The 18,787-nt window shown below is 66.0% G+C and carries 16 protein-coding genes; 8 read left to right on the plus strand and 8 right to left on the minus strand.

Annotated elements, in window-relative coordinates; all coding sequences use genetic code 11:
* Positions 1-68: 68 nt before the first annotated feature.
* On the minus strand, positions 69-944 hold the full coding sequence (locus tag ACZYZ5_RS04345) for a PhzF family phenazine biosynthesis protein (RefSeq protein ID WP_463899407.1): 876 nt from the start codon (positions 942-944) through the stop codon (positions 69-71).
* A 175-nt stretch (positions 945-1,119) separates the two neighbouring features.
* On the opposite strand from ACZYZ5_RS04345, the gene ACZYZ5_RS04350 reads away from it, so the two are divergent.
* From ACZYZ5_RS04350 to ACZYZ5_RS04365, 4 genes are all read left to right on the plus strand, one after another.
* Positions 1,120-2,742, plus strand: coding sequence for a LuxR C-terminal-related transcriptional regulator (locus ACZYZ5_RS04350; protein WP_463899408.1), 1,623 nt, complete (start codon positions 1,120-1,122; stop codon positions 2,740-2,742).
* Between the two features lie 170 nt (positions 2,743-2,912).
* Entirely contained in the window at positions 2,913-4,001 is a 1,089-nt protein-coding gene (locus tag ACZYZ5_RS04355) for a class I SAM-dependent methyltransferase (protein WP_463899409.1), read from the plus strand.
* 297 nt (positions 4,002-4,298) lie between these two features.
* Positions 4,299-4,922 (plus strand): carboxymuconolactone decarboxylase family protein, encoded by a 624-nt coding sequence (locus ACZYZ5_RS04360; protein ID WP_463899410.1) that lies wholly within the window; start codon positions 4,299-4,301, stop codon positions 4,920-4,922.
* Between the two features lie 174 nt (positions 4,923-5,096).
* Positions 5,097-5,768, plus strand: a complete 672-nt coding sequence (locus tag ACZYZ5_RS04365) for a DNA alkylation repair protein (RefSeq protein ID WP_463899411.1) — start codon at positions 5,097-5,099, stop codon at positions 5,766-5,768.
* 12 nt (positions 5,769-5,780) lie between these two features.
* On the opposite strand, the gene ACZYZ5_RS04370 is transcribed toward ACZYZ5_RS04365, so the two are convergent.
* Positions 5,781-7,502 carry an HNH endonuclease signature motif containing protein gene (locus ACZYZ5_RS04370; protein WP_463899412.1) on the minus strand — a complete coding sequence of 574 codons (1,722 nt, stop codon included), beginning with the start codon at positions 7,500-7,502 and terminating at the stop codon, positions 5,781-5,783.
* Between the two features lie 77 nt (positions 7,503-7,579).
* On the opposite strand from ACZYZ5_RS04370, the gene ACZYZ5_RS04375 reads away from it, so the two are divergent.
* Complete coding sequence (locus tag ACZYZ5_RS04375) at positions 7,580-7,831, plus strand: dihydrofolate reductase family protein (protein WP_463899413.1); 252 nt, start codon at positions 7,580-7,582, stop codon at positions 7,829-7,831.
* 21 nt (positions 7,832-7,852) lie between these two features.
* Here the strand turns inward: ACZYZ5_RS04375 and ACZYZ5_RS04380 are convergent, their stop codons facing one another.
* Both ACZYZ5_RS04380 and ACZYZ5_RS04385 read right to left on the minus strand, forming a co-directional pair.
* The gene (locus tag ACZYZ5_RS04380; protein ID WP_463899414.1) at positions 7,853-8,755 is read right to left on the minus strand and encodes a diacylglycerol kinase catalytic domain-containing protein; all 903 of its coding nucleotides are present in this window, start codon (positions 8,753-8,755) and stop codon (positions 7,853-7,855) included.
* A gap of 9 nt (positions 8,756-8,764) precedes the next feature.
* The gene (locus ACZYZ5_RS04385; RefSeq protein WP_463899415.1) at positions 8,765-9,820 is read right to left on the minus strand and encodes an SPFH domain-containing protein; all 1,056 of its coding nucleotides are present in this window, start codon (positions 9,818-9,820) and stop codon (positions 8,765-8,767) included.
* 107 nt (positions 9,821-9,927) lie between these two features.
* Here ACZYZ5_RS04385 and ACZYZ5_RS04390 point away from each other — a divergent pair, with 107 nt between their 5' ends.
* A complete protein-coding gene (locus ACZYZ5_RS04390; RefSeq protein ID WP_463899416.1) occupies positions 9,928-10,662 on the plus strand; it encodes an NUDIX hydrolase in 735 nt (244 codons plus the stop codon).
* A 14-nt stretch (positions 10,663-10,676) separates the two neighbouring features.
* Here ACZYZ5_RS04390 and arr read toward each other — a convergent pair whose 3' ends face one another.
* Positions 10,677-11,102, minus strand: coding sequence for an NAD(+)--rifampin ADP-ribosyltransferase (gene arr / locus ACZYZ5_RS04395; protein WP_463899417.1), 426 nt, complete (start codon positions 11,100-11,102; stop codon positions 10,677-10,679).
* Between the two features lie 235 nt (positions 11,103-11,337).
* Here arr and ACZYZ5_RS04400 point away from each other — a divergent pair, with 235 nt between their 5' ends.
* Positions 11,338-11,553, plus strand: a complete 216-nt coding sequence (locus tag ACZYZ5_RS04400; RefSeq protein WP_463899418.1) for a hypothetical protein — start codon at positions 11,338-11,340, stop codon at positions 11,551-11,553.
* Positions 11,554-11,617: 64 nt separating this feature from the next.
* On the opposite strand, the gene ACZYZ5_RS04405 is transcribed toward ACZYZ5_RS04400, so the two are convergent.
* The 3 genes from ACZYZ5_RS04405 to ACZYZ5_RS04415 form a co-directional block, all read right to left on the minus strand.
* A complete protein-coding gene (locus ACZYZ5_RS04405) occupies positions 11,618-14,029 on the minus strand; it encodes an alpha/beta fold hydrolase (RefSeq protein WP_463899419.1) in 2,412 nt (803 codons plus the stop codon).
* A gap of 45 nt (positions 14,030-14,074) precedes the next feature.
* Entirely contained in the window at positions 14,075-16,222 is a 2,148-nt protein-coding gene (locus tag ACZYZ5_RS04410; protein WP_463899420.1) for a transglycosylase domain-containing protein, read from the minus strand.
* A gap of 243 nt (positions 16,223-16,465) precedes the next feature.
* Positions 16,466-17,497 (minus strand): LacI family DNA-binding transcriptional regulator, encoded by a 1,032-nt coding sequence (locus ACZYZ5_RS04415; RefSeq protein WP_463899421.1) that lies wholly within the window; start codon positions 17,495-17,497, stop codon positions 16,466-16,468.
* 226 nt (positions 17,498-17,723) lie between these two features.
* Between ACZYZ5_RS04415 and ACZYZ5_RS04420 the strand changes: the two genes are divergently transcribed.
* Positions 17,724-18,743 (plus strand): asparaginase, encoded by a 1,020-nt coding sequence (locus tag ACZYZ5_RS04420; RefSeq protein WP_463899422.1) that lies wholly within the window; start codon positions 17,724-17,726, stop codon positions 18,741-18,743.
* Positions 18,744-18,787 lie beyond the last annotated feature (44 nt).

An 18,787-nucleotide genomic window follows, 5' to 3' on the forward strand; every position in this document is an offset into this window, starting at 1 on the left:
CGTCAACACGCAAAATCGTAGTCCTGCGTGGGTGCGACGGACAGAGTCTCTAGTCGGATGAACTCGGATTAGCTGTTGTCCGTAGTAACAGGAATCCGGACGGCCCTGCCGCTGACCACTATCCCGCCGGCGGCGGGAATGTTCACTGTGAGCAAGCCCGGCCGGCCTACGTGTCGTCCCTGGCGGATGAGGACCCTCGATGGAGGCTCGACCAAGCCCAGGAAGCGCAGGTAGGCGCCGACCGCAGCCGCGGCGGCCCCTGTTGCAGGGTCCTCCGTGATGGCGCCCACCGGGAATAGATTCCGGGCTTCGAATTCGCCATCTGCAATTCGGCAAAGGATCGTCACGGTTGCTGCCCAGCCCTGAACGTCCATGAGGCGGCGCACCGCCTCCGGATCGAAGGCAATGGAATCGAAAAGAGTAGTCTCGGCGAGGACCAGCACCGGATGCCAGTTTCCCGAATACGCGATCCGCGGCGGATAGGCCGGATCGAGATCGCCCAGCCCGACGCCGAGCAATCCGAGGAGTTTTGCCAGGACGGCGTCGTCGAATTCGGCCAGCCGCGGCTCAACGGCGGTAAACGATGCGGTGATGTCGGCGCCATCGCCTGCCGTCTCGATGACGACCGGGCCGACAGGGGTGTCGAAGGTGAAGGATCCAGCCCCGTCGCGAATGCTCAGCGCAACGGCCAACGCAATCGTCGCATGGCCACAGAATGGCACCTCGGCGATAGGCGAGAAGTACCGAACCCGGCTCCGACGCGCGTCGCCGTCGACGCCCTGCTCCGTCACAAAGGCGGTTTCGGCATACCCGACGGCGGCCGCCGCGGCCAGCATCCCGGCTTCATCCATGTGGCGGGCATCCAGAACCAGCCCGGCAGGATTGCCGCCGTCTGGCGTCGTGGAAAAGGCCGCATATCGGAGGACCTCGGGGGAGTTTTCCATACCCCCGATCCTCCCATGCCTAGTCACCGCATCAGAGGCCATCCCCTCATAGCGACGGTCTACCGCCAAGTCCTCTGGACCACCCGGCACGTGTCCCGCTCGTTCCCCGGTATTGCCCTTGAGAGTGGCTCGACCGGCTGCTCTCCGCGGCGCTACCGTTGAAGTGATGTCTGGGATGGACAAGTTTGACGGGTTTCTGGCCACAGCGCGGACGGCGTACGCCCGCGGCGACTGGCATGCCGCTTACCGGCAGCTCAGCCAGGCACGGGAGATATCGGAACTGGAGACGGAAGACTTGAGTCTCCTGGGCAGAGCCGCGTGGTGGCTCGGACAGGTCAAGGAATCGCTAGAAGTTTCCGAGGACGTCTACCACCGCTTCCAGGACGACGGCGACGCATCAGACGCGGCCATGAAGGCCCTGCACCTGGGGCTGCTGTGGTTCATCCGCGGAGATGTGGTCATCGCTTCCGGTTGGGTGAGCCGTGCCCGGAGACTACTGCAGGACCTTCCAGAAGGTCCGGAGCACGGCTACCTGCTTTACCTGGACGCCTGCCTCGCGCTTAGTCTCGCGGACCCGGGCCCCGCGAGGGAGACCGCGGCCAAGTTGCAGGATTTGGGCCGGAGCCTGCGCGAGCCCGCACTCACCTCTTTCGGTTTGGTGCTCGCCGGCCTGGCAGACCTGCGCAGCGGCAGCACCGCATCGGGCTTCGCCCAGCTGGACGAGGCAATGCTTCCGGTGCTCGCCGGCCGGCTGCCGCCGGAATGGGCAGGAGAAATCTATTGCACGGTGATCCACGCGTGCCACGACCTGGCCGACCTGCACCGGATGCGTGCCTGGACTGACGCCACCGAGCAGTGGGGCGAGCAGTTCGTGGGAGACGTGGTGTATGCCGGCATCTGCCGCATCCACCGGCTGCAGCTGCTGAGCATCGAAGGCAGCTGGGATGCGGCGGAACATGCGATCGAGCAGAGTGCGGCGGCGCTCGTGGGCCGGAACAACTGGGTGGCGGGCGAGGCCTACTACCAGCTGGGCGAAATACGCCGTCTTCGCGGGGACAGCAGCGGCGCCGAGGAAGCTTACGCCCGGGCCACGGAGTTGGGGACCGAACCGCAGCCGGGCGCTTCGTTGCTCCAGCATGCCGGCGGGAAGAACGAGGCGGCGTGGGCCGGGCTGTGTGCCGCCTTGGCCGGGCGGGACCGGCTGGCCTGCGCACGGCTGCTGTTGTCCGGCGTCGAAATCGCCCTGGCTCTCGGACACTTTGATGAGGCCGAGCGGCTCTGCGCCCGGATGGAGGAAACCGCAGCGGTGTTCGCCACCGCCGGCTTCCGCGCCTGGGCCGGGCACGCCCGGGCCGCACTGCTGATCGCGCAGTCGCAGCACGCCGAGGCGTTGCCCGTGCTGCAGGCAGCCGTCCACGAGTACCGGACCCTGCACGCCCGCTATGACACAGCCAGAGTCTACGAACTGCTCGCCCAGGCGCACCGCGGGCTGGGGCAGGCCAGCGTCGCCGCTGCGGATTCCGCGACGGCGCTGGCGATCTACAGCGAACTCGGTGCCCTGCCGGATGTCCGCAGGCTCGACGGCGGCCGGCTTCCTGGCGGGCTGACCGAGCGCGAGGCGGACGTGCTGGCGTTCACTGCCGCGGGAGCCAGCAACAAGCAAACTGCCGAGGCATTGTTCATCAGCCAGAAGACGGTCGGCAGGCACCTGGCGAACATCTATGCCAAGATCGGCGTCTCCTCGCGCACGGCCGCCGCAGCCTGGGCTCACGAACACGGGCTGCAGCCGCGCCGCTAGGTCCCGCTGCCTTCCCGCCGACGCCGGGCAGCACCGGCAGACGGCGTCTGCATGATTCGCCCCATGGGCTCCAACCAGAACGCATCATTCGCCCGATGCCGACGGCACGTGGCAATTCCTACGCTGGAAGCAATCAGGCACAGACGCCTGCAGCAAAGGAAGGAACAACAATGACCATCGAGCTAGAAACCTCACTGGCGGAGTTCGACGCCGAGGCCTCCACGGCATTTGCGGGACGCTTCGTGGGCATCCTGAACGACGCCGCGATCGCCCTGCTGACCAGCGTCGGGCACCAGACCGGCCTGTTCGAAAAGCTGGCTGGCCTGCCTGCCGCCACCAGCGAGCAGATAGCCGACGCCTGCGACCTCAACGAGCGCTATGTGCGCGAATGGCTGGGCGGGATGACCGCGGCGCGCGTGATCCACTACGACCCGGCGGCCGGGACGTACTGGCTGCCCCGCGAGCATGCCGCCGTCCTGACCAGCGCCGCGGGCCCGGACAACATGGCTATTCTGATGCAGCACATTTCCATGATGGGCGAAGTTGAACAGAAGATCATCGAGCGCTTCCGGCACGGCAGCGGGCTGTCCTACGAGGACTACCCCCACTTCCACCGGAACATGGCCCAGACCAGCGCGGCAGTGCACGATGCAGCACTGCTGGACGTGATCCTGCCGCTGGTACCCGGTCTGCCTGAACGGCTGAACGCCGGGATCGACGTCGCCGACGTCGGCTGCGGCAGCGGCCATGCGATCAACGTCATGGCGCAGGCTTTCCCGGCCAGCAGGTTCACCGGCTATGACTTCTCCGAGGGAGCCATCCGTGCCGCCCGCGGCGAGGCGGAACGGTTGGGCCTGGCGAACGCCAGCTTCGAGGTCGTTGACGTGACCGGCCTGGACGTCGAGGCCCGCTTCGACGCGGTGACGGCTTTCGACGCCATCCACGACCAGGCGCATCCGGCGGCGGTGCTGCGTAACATCCACCGGGCGCTGCGGCCGGACGGGATCTTCCTGATGGTGGACATCAAGGCATCCAGCAAGGTGGAGGAGAACATTGAGCTCCCCTGGGGCAGCTACCTGTACGCGATCTCGACCTTCCATTGCATGAGCGTTTCACTCGGGCTCGACGGCGACGGGCTGGGCACCGTCTGGGGCAAACAGCTCGCGCAGTCGATGCTCGCCGACGCCGGCTTCGCGAACGTGGCGTCCCAGGACATCGAATCGGATCCGTTCAACGCGTACTTCATCGCCAGGAAGTAACACGCTGCCGCCAGATATGAATCGGAAGAGCCAGGACCATGCCGTGAACTGGTCCCCGGAAGTCGGACTGTGAATTCAGGTCCGACTTTCGGGGAGCAGCTTTTATGTATGAGCGCAGTTCGTTGTCCGAGGAGAAAACGGAAGACCTTGGGCCACCCGAAGCGATCCAGGAGGGCTGCGGGAGGGTTATTTACAATCGCCAGACCGAAGGCCAAAATGAGTCAAAATCGCGGCCTCCTATGCCGGAATGGTCAGCACCGACCGTTTGCCGCAGCAGGCGAAGCTGAGGAGCTTTCAATGACGATCCTGAGTGTTACGCACGAGGCCGAGGCCACCGGGTTGACGGCTGAGATCTACGATGCCGACCGCCGAACGCTCGGCTACGTGCCGAGCCACACGAAGGCCATGAGCCTGAACCCGGAGGCATTCCTTGCCTGGGAGTCCCTCACAAAGGCCATCAGCTCATCCCTGGGCATCCGCCGCTACGAGTTGGTGACGCTGGCCGCGGCCCAGGGCATCGGATCCAGTCATTGCAGGCTGGCTCACGGGAAAAAGACGCTCACGATAATCGGCGAAGAGCAGTTGCGTGCCATCGCCACGGACTTCCACGATGCGGGTCTTCCGGAGGCGGAGGTGGCCATGATGGACTACGCCGTGAAGCTCAGCACCGATGTGGCTTCCATGAGCGAGAGCGACGGGCAGCGACTCCGCGACTTCGGGTTCAGTGACCGTGAGATCGCCGACATCACCCTGGCTGCGGCTGCACGAAACTTCTTCAGCAGGGCGTTGCTGGCCATGGACGTTGACTTGGACGTCCCCGACGGGATTAGCGACGAGCTGAGAGACGCGCTGCTGGCACCGCTGTTCCGGGTTCAAGGGCCAGGGCCCGACGGCGACTCCCGCGGCTGCGCTAGTGATTGAGTCCCGGTGCTCCAGCGATAGCCGACGTCCCATGGTCAGAAAGGAATATTCGCTGGCTCGTCGCGTCCGGTCGACAGCCCAATGCGCGGACTCTGTCGCCGGGCCTTCGTGTACGACGGGGGGACCGACTTCCGTCGTAGGCTGAACCTCGGACCTAATCGACAGGAGGCCGAAGTGACGGAAACGACGGTGGCCGAGGTGATGGCCGAGCTGGCGCAGCTTGAGGACCCGAGGGCACGCGAGGTGAACGAGAAACGCGGTGACGATCACGGTGTGAATCTGAGCAAATTGCGCGCTCTGGCGAAGCGGCTGAAGACACAACAGGACCTCGCGCGCCGGCTGTGGGAGACAAATGACACCCCGGCGAGACTGCTGGCGATCCTGATCTGCCGCCCGAAGGCGTTCGAGCCGGACGTGTTGGACCGCATGTTGCGCGAGTCGCGAGCACCCAAGGTGCACGACTGGCTCGTGAACTACGTGGTCAAGAAGAACCCTCACTCCGAAGACCTGCGGCTGGCCTGGTCCGCCGATCCGGATCCCGTGGTTGCGAGTGCGGGCTGGGCCCTAACAACCGAACGCGTGGCGAAGAAGCCCGAGGGCCTGGAGCTCGCCGGACTTCTCGATGTCATCGAGGCGGAGATGAAACACTCCCCGGATCGCCTGCAGTGGGCAATGAACCACTGCCTGGCTCAGATCGGGATCGAGCACGCCGAGCACCGCACTCGTGCAATCGACATCGGTGAGCGCCTGGAGGTGCTCAAGGACTACCCGACTTCCCCGGGCTGCACGTCTCCGTTCGCGCCCATTTGGATCACGGAGATGGTGCGCCGACAGCCCGACCAGTAGGAAGGTTCCGGCTCACGCCCGGACATCATGCTGATCAGCCAAGAACGCGGCCACGAAAGCTTCGGCCACCGACACGGCTTTGGTGCCGTGCTCAAGGTGCGGTGGCCAGGGTGGATCCTCCGGGCCTGCGGCAGGGAAGTCGTGCCCGGCTGCGAATTCGTACCAGTCCGGGAAGGGGTCCTGCGGCAGGTCCAGGTCGGGATCCCGGCCGCGGTCCGGGGGCGGGTCCAGGTCGGGATCCCGGCCGGGGTCCCGGGGCGGGCGTTCGTTTAGGCCTTCGTCGGTGGCCAGAATGTTTGGTGGCCAGTGGGGTGGTTCCCAGTCCTGTTGTTCGCTGGGGTAGTTCCGTCCTGAGGGTGAGGTCCAGCCGGGCGGTTTGTCTTTGCTGGCACCGGCGGGTGTCCAGGCGGAGCCGTGTTTGAGGCGGTGGTGTTTGGGGCAGGGCTGTCCGAGGTTGTTGAGCCCGGTGGTGCCGCCGTCGGCCCAGGCCAGGAGGTGGTCGGCCTCGTTGTCCAGGGAGGGGTTGTTGCAGCCCGGGAAGGGGCATCGGCCGTCGCGGAGCCGGAGCCATTGGCGCATAGCCTTTGTGAGGCGGTAGTTGGTCCGGCCGATTTCCAGCGGGGCCCCGTCGCGGGGGTCGGTCAGGACCCGGTGGAAGGACTCCGCGCCGTCGGCGATCAGGGCCCGGGCCATGGACGGCGGGATCGGCCCGTACCCGTCCAGGACCGCCGGTTCCTCCCCGGCGCCGAGCAGGGACAGGACCGGGACGGTGATCAGGACCTGCGCCCGCGGGACCGGCACCTCCCCGGTCAGGCCGTTGCCGTCGGCGTCGGTACCGGTGGCGCTGTTGGTGGTGAGGAGCCAGGTGGCGGCGATGTCGGCGCGGAGCTGGGTCAGGGTCCGGGGCTCGTCCGGGCCCTGGAGGGCGCGGGCGGCGGCGGTGGTCCGTTGCCAGATCCCCGCCGCGGTATCGGCCGGGAGGTAGGCGGAGAGCCACGCCATCCCGTCAGAATCCGGGCGGAATTCGACCCGCCGGTCTTTGGCGCTCTTGGTGTGGCGTTGTTCGATGCTGACCGGGTGGTGGCGTTCGCGCCAGGTGCGGGCCTTGGCGCGAAACCGGTACGGGACGAGTTCCCCGGCCGGGCATCCGCGGGCCGGGTTGGGCGCGTCGGGGTCCAGGAAGTGCGCCTCCAGTGCCGCCGCCCCGGCCGGGTCCAGGTCACCGGTTTCGTCGACCATGATCCGGGCGTGGGCCCAGGAGATCGTCCCGTCCCGCAACGCGTCCAGGGTCAGCGGCAGCGACGTCGTCAGGGCCCGGCTCTCGCCGAGCAGGGCTCCGGCGGCGTGTTCGCTGACCGTCAGGACACAGGCGAGTTCGGCGACCATCGCCATTTCCTGGACGGTGCGGTCCCGCAGGGATGCCGTCGGGGACGCCAGGGCCCGGGTCGCCGCCGCATAGTCCGCGGTCAGCAACACCTTCAACGCCGCGAACCGGGATTCCACAACGGCCAACCCTGAGAGCCCGTCCAGGCTGGCGTCCGCCAGAAGCCGCAACGGATCCGCCCACGGCGGACCAGACCCGGCACCCCGGGACGGACCGGCGCCGGACGGAATGATGCGGGCCGAATCAGCGTGGTCCTCCCCGGAACCGGTGAAGACAGCCAAAGCAGCAACGGACGCGGCGACAGCCGCCAGGGCCTCCCTGCTCTCCGCACTCCAGACCGTGCTTTCCATGCGTTCAGACTAGAAGATGGCTACGACAATTTTTGTTCCATCCGACCCAGTGGAATACCACGGTGATTCACGACGTCGTGCCTGAACAAATAGCGGAACTGAAGGCGCGGCTCGGGGGCGATATCGCCCTGAGCGGCGCCAATTTGGCCTCCTCTTTCATGCGGCACGGCCTGATCGACGGATTTCAGATTCTCGTCCATCCCGTGGTCCTGGGGCAGGGCCGGCCGCTGTTCGAGGCCCCTGATGTCCGGATGGGTCTCCGGCTCGAAGGGACGCAAACGTTCCCCAACGGCGTGGTGTTGCTCCACTACTCCAACGACCGCCCCTGAAGCGGACCAGCGTAGGCCAGGTTAGCGATCCACCAGCCTCAGCGGCCGTTCCCCCAATTGCACCAGGATTTCCTGGCCCCAGGACGCCGTGAGACGGTCGTCCTCCATGCCGTCGCCGAACACCACGAGCTGGTCGGATGCAACGGTGACGCGCAGTGTTTCGCCGGCCGACAGCACCCCCTCGGTCAAGGAGGCTCCGGTGATGGGGGAGGGCCAGGCCTCACGGACGAACCACGCGAGCCGGGGATCCGTTGGTGCCGGAAACGCGCGTCCTCCGCGTTCCAGGGCGATGGAGGCGCACCAGCCGGTGGCGCCCGTGCCCGTTGAGACGATCACGCCCGACGAGGAGTGGCGTTCGGCCCGGCCGTCCGGGGTGGTGAGCTGGTATCGGGCCGACTGGTGCGAGGCGTGCCCGATAAATACCTCGTTGAGCCCCGAGAGTTCCTGCCCGTCGTCGAGCCGTGCCGTCACCGTGGCGAGTTCCCGGCAGCGCACCCGTTTCGCCGGGCCGGCGAGGCCAGCCTCATGGAGCAGCTTTGCCGCAGCGTCGGGCGTGTGCCGGACCAGGACACCCGGATTCGCCCCCGGTTCCGGATCGATCCCGATGACGGGCTGGCCGTTGAGATACTTCGCCGCGTTGGCCACGAGCCCGTCCTGACCCACCACAGCGATGATGTCCTCCGGGGTGAGCAGGAAGCGGCTCAGGTCGGCGCGCTCCACCTCGGCGTGACGCCACTCGGCCGGAACAGCGGCGCGGACAGCCGCCAGAGCCGCGGTGAGCAGGTCATGGCGCTCCTGCACATCCTGGAGCGTGCGGCCGCGGGTCCGGAGGAAGAATTCGGCCTGGCCGCGGGTGGCGTGACGGTCCAGGAGTTCCTGGAGTTCGGTGCGCCGGTGGACGATGACGAGACGGGGGTTTGCCATGACCGGAGGCTACTTCCCGACCGGGACGGCGGTCGCAGCCCTGACACCGGCCGCAGTAGCAGGGCCGGCCGCAGGTTCCCTGACCAGCCCGGCGAGTGCACCGCTGAGCAGGTCCGGGGTGATGGTGAGGTTCCCGATGTTGGGCAGTGATGCGGCAGCGTCGCGCAGGGCCAGTGCCAGCAGGGTTGCCTGTTCCATGTCCCGGTATACGTCCATGGTGGCGGCCTCGCGTGCCGCGTCTGCCTCGCCGACGAGTCGGATCTGGTTCGCTTCGGCGGAGGCGTTGATGCCCTGGCGTTCGGCCGAGGCCTGCGCCTCAATGAGTCCCGCGGCGGCTTTTTCCTCGGCCTGACGCCGTGCGTTGGCGCCTTCCTGGGTGACCAGGTGCTCGCGGCGGGTGGCCAGTTCGATCTGGCTCGCCATTTCGTTCTCGGAGATTGTCCGTTCGCGTTCGACGGCGACGGCCCGGCGCTCGTACACGGCGCGGTCCGCTTCGGCCTGGAGCTGTTCCCTGACCGGTGTCTGCAGTGCCCGCTCGACATCGGACTCCGGCCTGACCGCCAGGACCTGCACCGCAAGGATCTCGATGCCGGTGGACTGGAGCCGCGAGTCCGCACGGAGGGCTTCGGTGAGAACGCTACGGAGCTGGCTGACTCCTCGTTCCAGTGCCTCGGCGAGCGTGGTGGTGGCGATCTGGTCGATGGCGTGGCTTTGGCACAGCTGGCCGATGATGGTGGCGACCTGCTCCTTGCCGGTTGCCTGCGCCGAGCCGGCCGGCTGGAGGCCGAAGTCGAGCCGCGTGGAGACGGACACCGGGTCGATGAAGCGGTAGGTGACGTTGGCCTGGACACTCACGTCCTGGTGGTCACGGGTGATGGCATGGAAGAGAGTGGGCAGTTCCTGGTCATCCACAGGAACTTCGCTGAGCACGGAGTTCGCCGGCCGGAACCAGAAGGCCTGGCCCACACCCTGATGCCTGACTTGGCCCTTCTGCAGGTGGACGACGTGGCCGGTGGGGCTGCCAAGGAAGTGGCTGATCCAAGGGTAGCGCTTGATGCTGGCCATGGAGTTCTCCTAAACCGTTCGATATTGTCGTCAACTTGACGATAACTGAACTCTAGAACACGCCCCGAGTTATTGTCAAGGTGACGATAAGTCCCTACTATGGATTCATGCCTGAATCCCACTCGGCACCTGCGTCCTTCCCGGTGACGGTCGACGTCGTCGCCCTCACCGTGGTCGACGACGGCCTGCGAGTCCTGCTGGTCACCCGCCTCATCGAGCCCTTCCGCGGCAGGCTCGCACTGCCGGGCGGTTTCGTGCTGCCCGGCGAAGACCTCGTGACTGCGGCGGGCCGGGAACTCGCGGAGGAAACCGGCGTCGAGCAGGTCCCTGGCCACCTGGAGCAGTTGGGGAGCTACGGGCCGAGGGGGCGGGACCCTCGCGGCGATGTGCTCACAGTGGCCCACCTGCTGCTCGCACCGAACTTTCCCGTCCTGTCCGCCGGGAGCGACGCCGAGCACGCCGCCTGGTACCCGGTCGGCCAGGTCTTGGGTGGCGAATTGGAGCTCGCCTTTGACCACGGGCGGATCCTCGCCGACGCCGTGGAGCGGGCGAAGTCGAAGCTCGAATATTCCCCGCTGGGGGCGGCCTTTTGCGGCGAGGAGTTCACCGTCGCACAGCTCCGGACTGTGTATGAGGCCGTCTGGGGCACGCGCCTGGACCCCCGGAATTTCCACCGCAAGGCCACGGGAACGCCTGGTTTTCTGGAAGACACAGGGCGGATGACGACGGGCGAGACCGGCCGCCCGGCGGCGCTTTTCCGGCTGGCCGGCGCCGCCCGTCCCGCCGCTGGCCAGCCAATCAGGGCGGTGCTCAACCCGCCGCTCATGCGGCCGCGTGACTGACGCAGCGCGGGAGTTCAGTCGATTGCCTCGATGCCAAGCCGCTTGAGTTCTTCCAGGTGGCTCCGCATGTTCTGGAGCACCTCGGGGGAGTGCGGCGGCCAATCCAGGATCTCGTCAACGACCCGCAGCGGAGCTTGGGTGCGGTAGGAACGAGTCGGGTTGCCCGGGAACTTCTTGTCCGTCAGATTGGGGTCATCCTCAAAGGGGCCCGTGGGTTCCACACGGTAGATCCTGCCCGGCCCCTCGCCCACGCCGAGTTCCGCTCCCCAAGTGGCCGCATCCAGCGTCGCAGTCACGTAGACGAAGTTCGCACTCCTCCGTTCCCCGAAATTCGAGCTATGACCGGGTTTCAACAGGTCCCCAGGCAACAGGTCAGCCTTCGTGCCGTGGTAGAACGGCCCGGGGTCTTTGGCCCCGGACTGCGGAGGTCGGTTCTCCATCTATGTCCTCCTCGGAGTTGGGCTTCCAGAGTAGCCGGCTGACCGTTGACGTCGGCGGGAATCGCTTCGCTCCCTTTTTGGGAGGCGTGGCTCGCATGAAATTGAGGGACTATGGCCCTAGTCTTCCTCCTCGGCAAGGCGTTAACTTGTTGGGCTGGGGCGCGCACCGTTTCCCCTCGCAGCAGGCCATGTTCCACCCCGAACCGCACACCGAGAAGGAAGGCGGCATCGTCAGATGCACATTAAGGACCATTGGGACCGTCTGGACCCTGCCACGCGGAAGTGGTTCATTGACAACCCCGGATGCCAGATCCTTCCCAGGACCATCACCGCAGTTGTCTCCAAGGCGGCGGGCGAGGATCTCGCCAGTGGGCAGCACGGCGAGACGGTCATATCCCAGGAGGATCATGACTTCATCCGTTCGAAGGCGACCGAGGTCTCTAACGCCTGAACCACTCCGCGGTCACAGGGTCACACGAAAGGCGCACCTCCAGGACAGAGATGCGCCTTTCGCGTCAGATGCCTGCCGTCTGGCGGCCCGCCATGACCCGGGACAGGAACTCCTCCACAACCGCGGCGAACTCATCAGGCCGTTCGATCTGGGGCATGTGCCCCGTGTTCGAGAAGACATACGACTCGGCACGGGGCACCGCTGCGGTCGCCGCCTTCAGCTGGCTGCACGGGATGACGTGGTCATGGTCGCCCCAGACAACGAGCGTCGGAATGTCCGACTGCGCTAAGGCCGCCACGAGGGCCGTCCGCCATTCTGCCCGGATGCCGGCGATGGTTCCGAGATCGCGGGCGATGTCGTGGGTCGTTTGGCGGTGGGCCGCCCGCTGCGACAGCGCGAATGCATGGTCGACGCGGGCATCGGTCGCCAGCTCCTTGTCGTAGAAAAGCGACTGGACCGTGCGGCGCGAAGCTGACTCGGCGGGACGCATGAGAACTGCAGCGAGCGGCCTGACCGTGAGCAGGCGCAGGACCAGGGCAACCCTCTGGCCGAATCCGGCGCTGTCGGCCAGAACCAGTGCCGAAACGCGGTCGGGATGGTCGGCAGCGAACCTCATGGCGACGGCACCGCCGAGCGAATTGCCGATGACCGGCAGCGGTTCGTGCACCCCGAGGGCGTCGAGGACTGCAGGCAGGGCATCAGCAAGCTTCGCCAAAGTCGCCGGCCCGGCGACTCGGTCGGAGTACGCGAAGCCGGGCAGGTCAACGCTGTAGACGGTGTGGCGTGCCGAGAGTCGCTGGTGTTGCTCGTCCCAGTCATGGAGGCTCTGGCCAATGCCGTGCAGGAGCAGCACGGGGTCCCCGGTGCCGGTCTTTCGGTAGCGCAGGCGCCGGCCCGCGACGTCGAGGTGTGCTGTTCCCGGCAGGTCGAGAGGGTCCTCGCACGCCTCCGGGGTTTCCCGTCCAGGCGCGGCCACCCGCTGCCCGCGTCGACCGAAACGAACGTGGTCCGTCAGCCTGCCGGCCCTGAGCAGGGCGAAGTCGCGCACATAGTTCTGGTGCAATCGCCAAGGCGAGCCGGCGCCCTGCCTGGGCAGATGTTGGGCGTCGCGAAGAATATAGCCGGCCTTCAGGTCGATCAGGGACGTCAGCTCAACCTTCGCGACGTCGGAGGGAGCCTGGGGCGTGACCCATTGCAGGTCCCGACGGTCGAGGTACTTCAGCAGCCTGCAGATGTAGCCGGCTACCAGATCCGCCTTCAGCGTCCACGACGCGTTGGTGTAGCCGACGGTGAGCGCAAAATTGGGAACACCGTCCAGCATCATGCCCTTGTAGGTCACGGTCTTGCCCACGTCCACCGGCCCGCCGTCGACCCGGAGAGTCATCCCGCCCAGCACGAGCAGGTTCAGGCCTGTCGCCGTGACGATCACGTCGGCCGGGATCGATCTCCCCGAGACCAGGTCAAGCCCGCCAGGGGTGATCCGTGAGATCCGGTCGGTCACGATGTCGGCAGTGCCCGCGCTGATGGCGCGGTAAAGGTCGCCATTGGGGATCGCGCAGAGCCGCTGGTCCCAGGGCTGATACGACGGGGCCAGGTGCGTGTCGACCGCAAAGCCCTCCGGCAGCTTGGCGATGGCTGCCTTGCGGAGGATCGCCTTCATCGTTTCCGGCCGCCGTCGGCTGAGCTGGTACGTCAGCATGGAAAAAAGAATGTTCTTTGCCCGGACGACGTTGTACGCCAGCTGCGCCGGCACCTTGCCTTGAAGAAGGTCGGCCAGATGGTCCCGGGAGGGCACGGGGGCGATGTAGGTGGGGGAGCGCTGCAGCATGGTGACCTTGGCAGCCGAGCCCGCCATCGACGGGACGAGGGTCACTGCGGTTGCCCCGCTGCCGATGATCACCACCTGCTTGCCTTCGTAGTCGAGATCAGCAGGCCAGTGTTGCGGGTGGACGATCGATCCCGCAAACGTTTCGGCCCCCTCGATGGCCGGGGTGAACCCTTCATCATAGCGGTAGTAGCCCGAGCAGACGGACAGGAACGCGCAGGTGAACGTGACTGACTGGGCGGCGTGCGACGTCGGACGGTCCGGTCGATATTCGCCGGCGGACGTGAGCGCGGCCGTGACGGTCCACAGCGCGGTTTCGCTGGACCACTCGGCCGATTCGACCCGGTGATGCAGCCGGATCCGCGCTTCGAGTTCCTCGTCCGCGACCGTCGCCTCGATGTATTCGCGAATCGCATCGCCGTCGGCAATGGCCTTCGCGCCGGCCCAGGGCCGGAAGGAGTATCCGAGGGTGTACATGTCGCTGTCGGAACGGATGCCCGGGTACCTGAAAAGATCCCAGGTGCCTCCCACCGCACCGCGGGACTCGAGGATGGTGAAGGTCTTCCCGGGTATTTCGCGTTTCAGCCGGCTGGCGAATCCGATGCCGCTCAGCCCGGCACCGACAATCAACACATCGACGTGTTCGCTCATGAGGCCAAGCTATAACATCTGGGCGCAGAACATCGGCGAGATGGGTCAGGGCTTGGTCATGGACTCGGGTGGAGGCGGGAAAGGCTCGGCGGGATAGAGACGCCCGACCTCGAGCATGTAGTTCGCCCACTGCGGTCCGGCCAGCATGTAGCCGTCAATGTTCTGATAGAACTTGCCGTTGATGGTGACGTTCTGGCCGGGCCGTGTCTGGCCTTCCAGGGCGTCTCCGAAGAAGGACGCGGTGGCCAGGCCGCTGGTGTAGCCGACCACCCAGGTCGCGCCGTTGGTGTTGGACGTGCCGGTCTTGGCTGCGACCGGGAAACTGGTGTGGACCTTGGGTTGGATGTGGACTCCGGACCCCAGTTTCAGCACATCCTGGAGCACGGAGTTCACGCCCCGGGCAACGTCGGGCTTAACCACGCTGCGACAGTCGCTGATCTGGGCCGGAAGCTCCCGTCCCGCCGCGTCGGTCACGCCCGAGATGGCGATCGGGGCGCAATACCTCCCGTCGTTGGCGAACGTCGCAAACGCGTTGGCCAGCACGAGCGGCGCCACGCCAATGGCACCGAGCAGGTTGCCCAGCTGGTGCATATTCACCGGGGCATTATCGACGCCGCTGTGAAGCCCCACGGCATCCACCATTCTCTGGATGCCGCAGAAGTCCAGATCGGCGGCTTCTGCGAAGGTCGCCGTATTGATGGAGTTGTAGAGCCCGTAATTGACAGGCATCTTGCGGTAGTAGCCCTCGTCGTTGTTCTGGAGGTCGTCTGCGGCGCCGAGGGCCGTTTCAGCTGTGTTGTAGGCCCCGAGGACCTTCCCGCAGCTGGACTTCCACGGGAAGTCCAGCGGATAAGTCCGTCGGGCGGCGTCCACCTCGGCGACCATGGACTTGCCTTCATTGAGCCATTCCGCGAATGTGAACGGTTTCATCGTGGACCCGGGTTGGAACCCGCCGGCGCCGTTCAGGTCATTCCCGTCGGCGTCCTTGGCATCGACGTTGAAATTCAGCTGGGTGTCGAATTTCCCGGGGGCGGGCAGAAACACGGTGTTTTGGGCCATCGCCAGGATCTTGCCGCTGCCTGGCCCGATCGAGACCAGCGACGCGCCCCACTTGTCCGGGTTGGCCCCGGCGGTGGCATCAACCTGCGCCTGCGCCGCCGCCTGCAGCCTGCTGTCCAGCGTGGTGGTGATGGTCAGGCCGCCGCGGTACAGCCTCTTCTCGCGAGCCGTGGCGTCAACGCCGTACACCGGGTTGTTAAGGATTAGGTGAGAGACGTAGTCGCAGAAGTAGGGCGCCATGTCAGCCGCCGAGCACCCCTGCTTTGCAGGCGTGATCCTCAGCTCGACACCGCTGGCGACGGCCGCGTCATGATCGGCCTGGAGGATTTTCCCGTCGCTGAGCATCTTGTCCAGCACTTGGTTGCGCCGCTTGACGGCGTTGTCGGGGTTAACGGAGGGATCGTAAAAGCTGGGGCTGTTGACCAGGCCGGCGAGCAGGGCAGCCTGCGGCAGGGTGAGGTCTTTGGCGGTGGTGCTGAAGAAATGCCGGGCCGCGGCCTCAATGCCGTAAGCGTCACGGTTGAAGAACACGATGTTGAGATAGCCCTCAAGGATCTGGTCTTTGGTGAAATTCTTTTCCAGCTCGATGGCGAGCTTCATCTCCCGCACCTTGTCGCCGATCGTCTTCTGCCCGCTGAGGATGACCTGATCGGTCCTGTCCGCCGACATCAGGGACTCGTTGATCACATTCGTTACGTACTGCTGCGTCAACGTGGACGCGCCCTGCCTGTCGCCGCTGGTCAGGTTTGTCGTGAGCGCCCGAAGGATCCCCTGGGGGTCGACGCCGGCGTGCTGGTAGTACCGGCTGTCCTCGATGGCAACAATCGCGTCCTTGATGTAGGGGGACATCTCGTCCAGCCTGATCTTTACGCGGTTCTCCGCGAAGAAGGTGGCGATTGGCTTCCCGTCCGCGCTCAGCACTTTAGTTGACTGCGACGGCGGATCAACCGACAGCTCAGCGGGGAGGTTGTTGAAGAAGGTGATTGACCTGCTGACGGCAACGCCGGCGGCAGCGACGCCGGGAATCGCCAGGCTGGCGACGAGTACACCGCAGACGGCGCTCACTGTTAGGAATCCGACGACCCCCCAAAGGGCCGCGGCAAGACGAGATCGATTCCGCTTCTTCGGCGCCATGTTGTCCAACTGTCGCGCTCATTTATGCGTCCAGAATAGACCGGCCGGCCGCCGAGGGACCAGTGCCGGAAGTCCTAGGCAGGCATCTTGGTTGCGGCGATATGGCCCCGCAGGGCAGCTGAATCAGCGGCAATACAGGTTCCTCCTACATGCGCGAGACCCGGTCCGGAAGGCACGATGACACACCGCGCGACGAATTGGGCCGCTCAGGCCGGAGCTGCTGCCGCTGCAGCTGCTGTGGTGTCAGGCGCTGCTTTCCCGCACACAGAGGGTCGGTTCCAGCCTGACCGGCTCGACCGTTTCGCCGTCCAGTACCCGTTTCAGAAGCTGCACCGCGGCGCGCCCGATGTCGAGCATGGGCGAGTGGACGGAGGACAGCGGAATGGGAAGTTCTGCGGCCAGCGAGGTGTCATTGAAACCGACCACCGCCACGTCGTCGCCGACAGTGAGGCCGTGGGACCGCAACGCTCCCATGGCACCGATCGCCGCAAAGTCGTTGACGGCGAACAGTGCCGTTGGTTGAGGGTGGCAGTGAGTCAGCATTTGTTCGGCCGCTTCCCGACCGCCGGCGGTATCGAATCGAGACCAGACGACGGAGTTCCTGGGGATTGTGCCGCCCAGTGAACGCCAACGGTCCACGAAGCCTGCCGTCCGGTCAACGGCCGTACTGGCGTAGGGCTCACCGGCGATGACAGCGACGTTCCGATGCCCCTTGCTCCACAGATGGTCGGCAACAAGTTCGCCGCCAAGGACGTCGTCGCAAGTGGCGGACGGGTAGCCCGGGACACGGCGGTTCACGAGTACGAAAGGCACCTTCCGGTCCGTCAACTCCCGCAGCAGGCCGCCGTCGAGGTGAGCGTCGCCGATGATCAGTCCGTCCACGCGCCGGGCCAGCATGGTGTCAGTTTTCCGTCGTTGTTCCTGGGGATCGTCGCGGGAGTTCATGACAAACGTCGAATAGCCCAGCGCCGCGGCGGCCTCGTCCATGCCCTCGTACATGGTCGCCAGGACGAGATCCGAAAGCCGGGGCACGATCACTCCCATGAGGCGCGTGCGCCGAGTCCGCAGGCCGGCGGCCTGCGGGTCAGGGGAGTATCCCCGTTTCCGGGCCAGTTCCCGTACACGTTCGGCCGTAGCCACGGAGGCCGCCCCACGCGCCACTGCGGAGTCCGAGTGAAGGATCCTGGACACGGTCGACGGGTGGATGCCAAGCTCGTCCGCCAGATCCTTCAACGTGACGGTCGGGTTCCCGGCCATGGTTCCTTCCATGCGCATACCTGCCTCATTTAAATAACGATGTCGCCACCAAGCCTGCCCAATATCAGGCCGATCTGTGGTCCGAGAACCCCTTGACGTGCCGCACCTCACATCTTATAGTCAATTTACCGCTTACCCAATCGATTGGGTAGCTGTGTTTAGGACATCGCAGGAATAGTTTCATCCCACAACCCAATCGATTGGGTACGCGTCTGGCAGCAGATGCAGGACAACTGGAGTGGACATGACTCGCACAGAATTGGCTGGCCCCCATGTGGTGCTCCTGGCGACGGGAGGGACAATTTCCTCCCGTGCAGCGGAGGCCGGGGGGGCTGCCGTGGCGTCGGACTCGGGGGAGCAGGTGTTCGCCAGCAAGGGGGTGCGAGCTTCGTATCCGGTCCGGGTGGGTGACGTCTTCCGGAAGAATTCTTACCTGCTGACGATCGATGACATGATCGCGATCTGCGCCAGCATCAGGCAATCCCTGGCCGACCCGCAGGTTCTGGGGGTCGTGGTCACGCACGGCACGGACACGATGGAGGAGACCGCCTATCTCGTGGATCTCACTCATGATGATCCTCGTCCGGTGGTGTTCACCGGAGCGCAGGAGGCGGCCGACTCCCCGACGCCGGACGGTCCCGGCAATCTGTCTCGCGCGATCGCCGTTGCGGGTTCCCCGCACGCCCGGGGAAAGGGCGTGCTGCTGGCCTTTGCCGGGACAATCTTCCCGGCTGCTGGAGTTCGGAAGAGCCACACGACCCGCCTCGACGCGTTCGCCAACCCGGACTTCGGAACGGCGGGGTCAGTGTCGGACTCCGGCGAGGTCAGCCTGCATGCAGCACAGCACGGCCTTGCCCCGTTACCGTTACCAGGCTTAGGCGCCGGTTCGCCGCGGGTAGACCTCATTGCTGTTCATCCCGGAGCGGATTCCACGCTCCTGCGGGCTTCCCTGCAGGCCGGGGCGGCCGGGGTAGTGCTCCAGGGAACTGGCACGGGCAACGCCAACCGTGCGCTGTGCCGGGACGTCGCCGACGCAATCGCGGCCGGCGTCGTGGTGGTGACGAGCACGCGCGTGGAAGCCGGCGCAGTCGTTCCCCGATACGGCGACGGCGGCGGCGCCGACCTCCGCGCGGCCGGCGCCATACCCTCCGGGCTGCTCAGACCATCCCAGTCCCTGGTCCTTCTCAGCCTGTTACTCAGACTCGAAACCCCCGCGGCCCGCATCGCGGAAAGCTTCGCCCACCGGGGAACGCTCCCGGACTAGTTCCACCCCAAAGCAGAACCGCACCAACAAACCTCAACAAAAGC

The sequence above is a fragment of the Pseudarthrobacter ribosi genome (assembly GCF_055412865.1).

Bases quoted from the DNA above. Each gene is read 5' to 3' on its own strand.
- ACZYZ5_RS04385 (WP_463899415.1), bottom strand. From the start codon at position 9,820: ATGGCCAGCATCAAGCGCTACCCTTGGATCAGCCACTTCCTTGGCAGC.
- ACZYZ5_RS04355 (WP_463899409.1), top strand. From the start codon at position 2,913: ATGACCATCGAGCTAGAAACCTCACTGGCGGAGTTCGACGCCGAGGCC.
- ACZYZ5_RS04420 (WP_463899422.1), top strand. From the start codon at position 17,724: ATGACTCGCACAGAATTGGCTGGCCCCCATGTGGTGCTCCTGGCGACG.
- ACZYZ5_RS04390 (WP_463899416.1), top strand. From the start codon at position 9,928: ATGCCTGAATCCCACTCGGCACCTGCGTCCTTCCCGGTGACGGTCGAC.
- ACZYZ5_RS04415 (WP_463899421.1), bottom strand. From the start codon at position 17,497: ATGCGCATGGAAGGAACCATGGCCGGGAACCCGACCGTCACGTTGAAG.
- ACZYZ5_RS04350 (WP_463899408.1), top strand. From the start codon at position 1,120: ATGGACAAGTTTGACGGGTTTCTGGCCACAGCGCGGACGGCGTACGCC.
- ACZYZ5_RS04380 (WP_463899414.1), bottom strand. From the start codon at position 8,755: ATGGCAAACCCCCGTCTCGTCATCGTCCACCGGCGCACCGAACTCCAG.
- ACZYZ5_RS04405 (WP_463899419.1), bottom strand. From the start codon at position 14,029: ATGAGCGAACACGTCGATGTGTTGATTGTCGGTGCCGGGCTGAGCGGC.
- ACZYZ5_RS04370 (WP_463899412.1), bottom strand. From the start codon at position 7,502: ATGGAAAGCACGGTCTGGAGTGCGGAGAGCAGGGAGGCCCTGGCGGCT.
- arr (WP_463899417.1), bottom strand. From the start codon at position 11,102: ATGGAGAACCGACCTCCGCAGTCCGGGGCCAAAGACCCCGGGCCGTTC.
- ACZYZ5_RS04400 (WP_463899418.1), top strand. From the start codon at position 11,338: ATGCACATTAAGGACCATTGGGACCGTCTGGACCCTGCCACGCGGAAG.
- ACZYZ5_RS04410 (WP_463899420.1), bottom strand. From the start codon at position 16,222: ATGGCGCCGAAGAAGCGGAATCGATCTCGTCTTGCCGCGGCCCTTTGG.
- ACZYZ5_RS04360 (WP_463899410.1), top strand. From the start codon at position 4,299: ATGACGATCCTGAGTGTTACGCACGAGGCCGAGGCCACCGGGTTGACG.
- ACZYZ5_RS04345 (WP_463899407.1), bottom strand. From the start codon at position 944: ATGGAAAACTCCCCCGAGGTCCTCCGATATGCGGCCTTTTCCACGACG.